This window comes from Grimontia sp. AD028, from assembly GCF_000973155.1.
Classification (GTDB): Bacteria; Pseudomonadota; Gammaproteobacteria; order Enterobacterales; family Vibrionaceae; genus Enterovibrio; species Enterovibrio indicus.
In genome coordinates, this window is record NZ_LASY01000184.1 from 1 (window position 1) to 7,308 (window position 7,308).

Genomic DNA, 7,308 nt, shown 5'->3' on the forward strand with positions numbered 1-7,308 from the left:
ATACCGCCGGTGGCTTCAGGCATCTCAACCAAAGGAGACTCATTGGTCCCATTTGGGCCCGTTCCCTCACCAGGTGCGAGTGTATCGATCTGACCGTTGGCGGTTGTCGAGATAGCATTTCCCTGGGAGTCAGTGACGGTTGCTGTAATTGAAAAAGGTCCGTCCGGCAGAGGGTTGGTAATTTCAATACTGAAGGAGCCATCCTCTGCTACTGTTGCAGTTAATGTTTGGACATTCCCAGTCGAGTCAGTGATCGTTAGCTGAACGATAGAGCCAGGCAGTATGTTTGTACTACCTGAAATAGTGGGTGTGTTGTCGTTGGTAAGGGTATCGACGCTGAGACTGATTGTTGGCGTTGTGAGAAATGATTCTGAATTTTGTTCTCTCGCACTAAGGCTGGAGAGAGGCTCAACATAGGATTCTGTGTCATAACCCGCAGTTGCGATCGTTTCGCTTGCCGATCGTGACAAAACAAAAAATCCGTTTGAACCAGAGCTTAAAAGCGTTGCGCCCGCAGCAGTTGCGTTGTCTTCATTTAAGGTTGGGTCTTGTCCAAGCTTGATCGCATCAATGATCTCCCGGATCTTTTCTTTTTCCCCATCATCTAGGCTCCGGTTATTCAGTAATTCCGTAAGGCTGTCAACTTCGCCACCCACATAGGCATATACGGTTCCGTCATCACCCTGAAACTCAATCAGTGTGTCTTCTGCAACTGCAATTGTGTCGCCGGAATGAAGTTGTGTGCCTAGTTTAAGGGCTTGTTCTTCACCTGCATGAACGAATGAGGCTAACCCACTTACAAAAAGAACTTCCGCGTTGTTCGGTACTTTAACGTGCCCCATAGATCCAGACCCAAATAATAAAGAAACTATCCAATCATTTGTGTTACACGAATTTCACAAATGAGCATTTTGTTAAAAGTAGTAGAAGTGGCTCGATATTGCATATTTAAGGAGGTGAAATACGGTAAAAAAACATGAGGTCACTAAAACAAGCGGCTGACAAGCTTGTTGGGTGTGGGGAACAGTGTGGTTTTTGCCTCAGGTTAAAAGCCTAAGGCACTATTTTGTCTGACGGCAGAATGGCAGGGGAAATAAGGCGTTTTCAGGAGATGTTTTACACGTGGATATAGCGAATGAAATGGTCCATGACTGCCATTTGCTGTTCAATGCCTTTCAGCGCGTTATAGATGTCTGCTTCAGAATCACAGTACTGGACAACATGCTTTGCAAAGGCGGCGATTTGCCCGTCTTTGACTTTTTTCGAATGAACAAGATTGCGTTTGATCACCACGAAAAGATCTTGTTCTTGCTGATCAAGGCCTAGTTGTTTCGCTTTAGCACGAATAGCGTCTTCATTAACAGGCTCGCCATGGCGCATAGATTGTAGCGAGTATCCTGGCTGTGTGGTTTGAGGGCTTTTCCCTTTGGCGATGACAGCACAGGTTTTGCTGATGATCATGCCTTTGCGCACCTGATCCGCTTGCATTAAATTTGTATGGCTGCTTATTTCCAATGTCTTTATCCCCTCTAAAGATGCCAACTGACGTTACGAAGGCTTCAGTTCTTATTTTCAAATGTTATAAAACGGAGAGGGTGTAGGCTTGTCATTCGACGCCAGATCGCTATCCGACAGAGCGCGCAGGGATAAATGTATTAATTGGGTTTGAGAGCTGATTAAAAAAGGCCAGGTTGTCGCTACCACAACCTGGCAAAGGCACTCGTTTAGTTGCGTAGTCGCTTAGGTATGGATATATCGAATGAAATGCTCCATCAGATGAAACTCATTCTGCAAACCTGAAAAGACCTGTTTGAAATCCGTACCTTCTGGGCTTGCTGCCACGATGCGTCGTGAAAAGTCGCCAATTTGCTGATCGGTAACGTTTTTGGATCGCATCAGGTTCTTCTTAATCACGGCGAAGACGTCTTGCTCTGGCGTGGTCAGCGCCAGTTCTTCGCCCGCCGCTTTAATCTCTTTGTCATCCACTTTTGGCGTGGTAAGTACTTTCTGTGGTTGGTTCCACAAATTCACTTGCGACAAAGCTACGCAAGCTCCGCCAGCAATGATCATCTTGCGCATTGAATCCCGTCGGGATGGGTCAAACTTATCCATGATAAGACTCCTGTTAATTCCAAGGGCTGACAGTAATGGTGGATGGCATTCTCAAGTCGTATGCCCAACGACGGCGCGAGTTCTTCTCGCGGATTTCATCATCCAGTGCTTGCAGTTGTTGCTGGAATACATCAAGCAGCGGATAAACATTTGGGTCGTGCTTGAATTGTCCTTTGGGATATTTGCCGAGAGAGCGATGCCAATCCTCAGGTAAGTCGGTAAAGATACGCGAGAACATAAACAAGCCCGCTCCAACATTCATTGGAGGGCAGATATTCAGCCAATCACGCTCCGTATAACCGAAGTGTGGGTCGATTGGATGGTCACGGTAAACCCCCAAGGCACTCAGCTTCATAAAGGAAACCATGCTGCCAAATGCGTGGTTGACTGACATCCAGTAAATAATGCGGGACACGATATCAATCAGTTCCTCCAGAGTATCGGCATGATCCGGGAAGCCTCTTACATTGCCATAATGTGTTGTTTCATAGAGGAAACCCTGAAGTTCCGTATCGTCTTTAACGTCTTGGTCAGAGTGGTAGTAAAGGCGAAGATATCCATCGACCCATTCATTGATGATAGGAGCCAGTCCGTTGTCGTCGTGCTGCGGGTATTCATCAAGCTGTGCAAGAACTGGGTCGGCCATGCGATCAATCGGTGTGCTGTGCTCGAAGAAATGGTAGTGATTTTTTCTTCGTAGCGTGGCGTTCACAAAGGTTGTGCTGCTGAAACCAGACAATCTCTGAATTGCGCCGGTTAGCAGGCCATTGTATGGGTTGCCATAGGTATACTCATACCCTTCACCATTTGGCAGTCCGCTGGTGCCAACTTCTTCGAATATGCCGATATGGTTATTGGTGACCAAGGCCATCAAGTGGGTATCCAGTAATGGCCGCAATGGATGGTACTCCGTGATGTTACGGAAATACGCCACAGGAATCGGACCAAGGTAAACATGGGTGGAGAGGTGATCGATAACGCCTGCCATTGATGTCATAGTCGTGATGCAGTTCTTGGCCATTTGCCAAGCCCAGTAGTTATCTCCCGCAGTGATGATTTTTGAGGGCGGGTGCTTCTGGTCGCCATATCCGAATACACCCAGGAAGAACCAGCCAATATCATTCCAAAAACCGCCAGGTTGTGGGGTTTGTGTTGGCTGAATAGCAATGGTTTTCAACCCAGTACCATTCGCAGGAATGGCAAACAGACAGATACCTGCGTGTAGGCGGGCACCGAAGTTATCGAAATTGCGTTTGGCGACAGTTTCATCATGGAAGTCGGCAAAATCGAGGATAAAGAGGCGACCTTCTGCCATGGCCTGATCGAGATTGTCAGATTCAAACCCCTGAACACGTCTGAAGTGGCTATTTGTAATGGGGAACTTGCTCATGTGATGGGTATAAGGCTTGAAGTAATTAAATACTGGTGTCGGTGCGGCAGTAACCAACCAGCCAATCAAGTCATCGGAACGGAAATCTTTATCATATGGCGCTTTCGGCCACTGCTTGATGCGTTCTTCATATTTTGGATGGTCGGTACAAAAAGTGGGGTAGAAGTCGAGCTCATCGACGGTATTACACTTCCTGTGCGGGAAGGTAAGCAGGATGGGATCCATGATTTCGAAGGTGATGCGCTCTGGTCTGCCATCAGCCAATTCACTATATACGACGGTCAGAAGGTTAATAAACTTCGCGGCAATATCCGGTGACAGTACGATGGTCCAAAAGTGCTTCTCTAGGTAGGCTACCGTCCCTTCAAAAAGCCGCACCCCAGCGAAGTTCGGGTCGGCATCATTCACATCGAAGTTGTATTCCTGCTCGTCTAACCCTCCTCGATATCGCCATTCATTGGCGTTTGCGACGTCTTCACATTGAACATTTCCGTGAACGACAGCACCGGGAAGTTTGAGGTATTCAAATGTGTTTTCTTTTCGGGCTTTGGATAAGGCGTAAGCCCGTTGCGCAGAAGTAGTGAAGTCGTATTGAGGCAATGAGACTGGCGGATAGGGAGAAGCGGCTTCTTCGTTGCCGCCTAATCCACCGGGAGGCAAAGCATTCAATATATCTGCTAGAACGCCAGTCCCTTTGTGGCACTGCGCGGCACCGAATAGGGAGCGCGTCTGTACATCACTTGAGGCTGCTGTAGCATTGGGATCCGGAACATTCAATAGAGACTGAAGTTCTTCGATTTTGTTATCGCTCATTGTTTACCCCTTTATTTCTTGTAGGTGGTTCAACATAGGGACACGTCCAATCCCTTTCTGATTGAGAGAAAAATGCGATAGTCCGATGCAATCCTTCATCTTGTGGCTCTAGATGGAGGGTGCGGGCATGTTGTTGGAACAATGAAACTGTATCAGTGAGAAGGGTAAAGACGGTTATCCCTGCACGTAGAAGAGTTGTCTTTAAAAACACTAAAACGTCGCGAATGGATAACTTTCCGGTCAGAAGCCAAGAGTTTGCCTATGGCTTTCGACAAAACCTCAGTTTTTGTCCTAATCCTCGAATCTCTGGTAGTGTGGTTATAAGTTGAACGGTTGAATTCTGCTTCAAGGACGCGGTATGACAGAACATCAAGCAAGGCTGCAAAACCTGAAAGCTCACATTCTGGAAGAACTAGATTTGTTGAAAGACCAAGCGGATCCTGTTGCTCTGGACCAACCTTGCATCGGTCGAGTTGCGCGAATCGATGCGATTCAACAAAACGAAATGGCCAAATCCAATCTTAGGTATTTTCTAAGCCAGTTAAATGAAGTGAATGCCGCACTTCAGCGTTTGGAAGATGAAGAGTACGGCTTTTGCGAAGAGTGTAGTGTGGATATCCCCGACGCCCGTTTAGCCATTAAACCGGAAGTCAGATACTGTGTTGGCTGCCAGGAAGGGCAAGAAGCGCGCTAGCTAATCAGGGCGATATTCACTGGGCTGGAATGGTGTCCAACCCATCAAACTTTCAGCAGGTGCGGTAAACACCTCTACAGTCAGCGGGTGGCATTCCGCCTCGTCGCTAGAGTGCGTCGCACCGCAATCTCCACCTGGACATGCTGACAATGCCCCAAGCAAATCCGTTTCTGCAAAGAACTCAATATAATCCCCCTTTCTGGCAGGGCTCGCCTTCATAAAATACTGATGTGTATCTTTCGTAAAACCTGTGCACATGAAGACATTCAGCACATCATGAACATGTGGTTCCGCTTCTCTCTGACTAACACCGAGCTTGTCTGCAAGTGCTTTGGTGAGATTTGAATGGCAGCAGTGATGGTAATTTTCGCCATGAAGATTGTGATGAGTGTATGGATCGCATCGTGTGCCAATCACGTCATGTACACCAGCACCGTCATCATCCCAGCCATACCATTGCAGTGAATCATCGGTGATTGTAGCTATTGGGCGCAGATAAGGCATATTGCTCCAAAGCCTGTCACCTGTGGTTAGGTGAGTAGCATGTAACTGGCGTGTTTTTCCACTAAAAAAGCGCTCACTCAAATTGTCACGCTGCCAAAGATTTAAATCTCCGACCTGAGAACCATGTAAGCAGGAAATACGAAAGAAGCTGCCAGCAGGAACGGTAAAGCATCGCGCTTGTCGAGGGGGAATATCAAACAACAGTGTCCTGACAGATACTGATCTGATTGATTTATAAAAAGTTATATCAAAAACAGGAAGAGAATCAGTTTGGTAACATATAACAGGAGAGGAGGCTCTCAACTCTGCGGCATTATCAGGAATATTGATCAGATTACCGTTGGCACTACAAAGAGGTGACTTGGGGTCATGCATTTTGTTACTCCTGACAAACAGTCAACATCAACCTTTAGGGATAAGTATAGGGTCATAAGGTAACACAAGAAAAAGTTAATAAAATCGAACATTAACCTATTCCCATAATTTTAATATGGAAATAATAGTATCATATATTATATTTGTGATGCCTTAATTTTGATACCTTTCACTTTTAGTCTTTATCTTAAGGTTTTCTGCACTTTTTATATAATTTCTATTAAATCATAATTGATTGCTTGACTAGTTTAATTGTCAGTTGTGGCTAGTTTTAAATGCTGGCCATGATTATATTTTGATGAATTTTCTTGTCGTCAAATTATGTATTTATTAGTTTATTTTTTTAACTTATGTAGGGATTGCTAATTTAAAAACTAGTCCTAATGTAATTTAGGTAGCTCCCTGTTTAAATTTGTTATGTGATTCTTTTGGAAGGTCAATGAAATCATAAGATGATGAAAGTGCGTACCAAAAACAGAAAGCGTTTAGATGCATCTAAAATGCATTAATGTGATATTGATCCGTATAACAACACAAAACTTAGTGTTTTGAGTACCAGAAAAGAACTAGCAAAGTATGAGTTTAGAGTTAGTAAAAATCTAATGGATAACATTATTAAAAAATGAAAAATCAAATGATTTGATAGAAAAGCAGCACTTCCATTCAAGTTTGCACATTCACTCTTACTTATATATTCAGTGTATCTGGTGTGTTGTATTTATTTCTCTCTGGCCGATATTTTTCATTAATGATGCCTGCTAGGACGGGAAATTCTTTTTAAGGGTTAAAGGCTGTTGACCATGGAAGTCATATGAATCTGTTTGTTGAACTGCCTTAATTTGTACCAAATCCTCTCACACATAGTTGTCCAATTCGGTGCTTAGAATAATTTGCTGGGAGCAAATGACATGCGTGAATTCAAGCTCAGAACCAAATTAGCAATATTAATTTCGGTTCTGCTGGTAGTTGGCTGTGACTCAGGCGATAACGCCTTTGGTGCAAATAACCCTGATAGTGAAATTACTGATCCCGGCACAGAGACTGGCTCAACTGATGGTGGTTCAACAGACAGCGGTATAACCGACAGCGGTTCGACAGATGGAAAAACAGATGGCTCGGGGGACGATGGTTCAACCGATGGCGTAAATCCACCAAATGGTGGCCCTGGCGTTACGACAGACGGCTCAACGACAGGTACGACCGACGGTTCGACTACGGGCGGTACTGATGGCTCAACCACCGGCGGCACCGACGGATCGACCACAGGTACCACCGATGGCTCGACTACGGGTGGTACTGACGGCTCGACGACAGGTACCACCGACGGTTCGACTACGGGTGGTACTGACGGCTCGACGACAGGTACCACCGATGGTTCGACTACGGGCGGCACCGACGGATCGACCACGGGCGGCACTGA

Annotated in this window: 6 protein-coding genes and 1 pseudogene; 2 read left to right on the top strand and 5 right to left on the bottom strand. The window is 45.7% G+C overall.

Annotated elements, in window-relative coordinates; genetic code table 11:
- From RN22_RS24050 to RN22_RS24065, 4 genes are all read right to left on the bottom strand, one after another.
- A partial coding sequence (locus RN22_RS24050; RefSeq protein WP_046308461.1) for a retention module-containing protein occupies positions 1-842 on the bottom strand: 842 nt, incomplete at its 3' end.
- A gap of 274 nt (positions 843-1,116) precedes the next feature.
- A complete protein-coding gene (locus RN22_RS24575; RefSeq protein WP_052737593.1) occupies positions 1,117-1,488 on the bottom strand; it encodes a hypothetical protein in 372 nt (123 codons plus the stop codon).
- A gap of 252 nt (positions 1,489-1,740) precedes the next feature.
- Positions 1,741-2,112: a hypothetical protein gene (locus RN22_RS24060; RefSeq protein WP_046308462.1), complete on the bottom strand. Its 372-nt coding sequence runs from the start codon at positions 2,110-2,112 to the stop codon at positions 1,741-1,743.
- Between the two features lie 13 nt (positions 2,113-2,125).
- Positions 2,126-4,315 carry a lipoxygenase family protein gene (locus RN22_RS24065; RefSeq protein WP_046308463.1) on the bottom strand — a complete coding sequence of 730 codons (2,190 nt, stop codon included), beginning with the start codon at positions 4,313-4,315 and terminating at the stop codon, positions 2,126-2,128.
- A gap of 358 nt (positions 4,316-4,673) precedes the next feature.
- On the opposite strand from RN22_RS24065, the gene RN22_RS24070 reads away from it, so the two are divergent.
- Positions 4,674-5,009: a TraR/DksA C4-type zinc finger protein gene (locus tag RN22_RS24070; protein ID WP_046308464.1), complete on the top strand. Its 336-nt coding sequence runs from the start codon at positions 4,674-4,676 to the stop codon at positions 5,007-5,009.
- Here RN22_RS24070 and RN22_RS24075 read toward each other — a convergent pair whose 3' ends face one another.
- Positions 5,010-5,888 carry a DUF1989 domain-containing protein gene (locus tag RN22_RS24075; RefSeq protein WP_046308465.1) on the bottom strand — a complete coding sequence of 293 codons (879 nt, stop codon included), beginning with the start codon at positions 5,886-5,888 and terminating at the stop codon, positions 5,010-5,012. It abuts the gene before it with no gap.
- A gap of 908 nt (positions 5,889-6,796) precedes the next feature.
- On the opposite strand from RN22_RS24075, the pseudogene RN22_RS24080 reads away from it, so the two are divergent.
- Positions 6,797-7,308: pseudogene (locus RN22_RS24080) on the top strand (hypothetical protein); the annotation flags it as partial.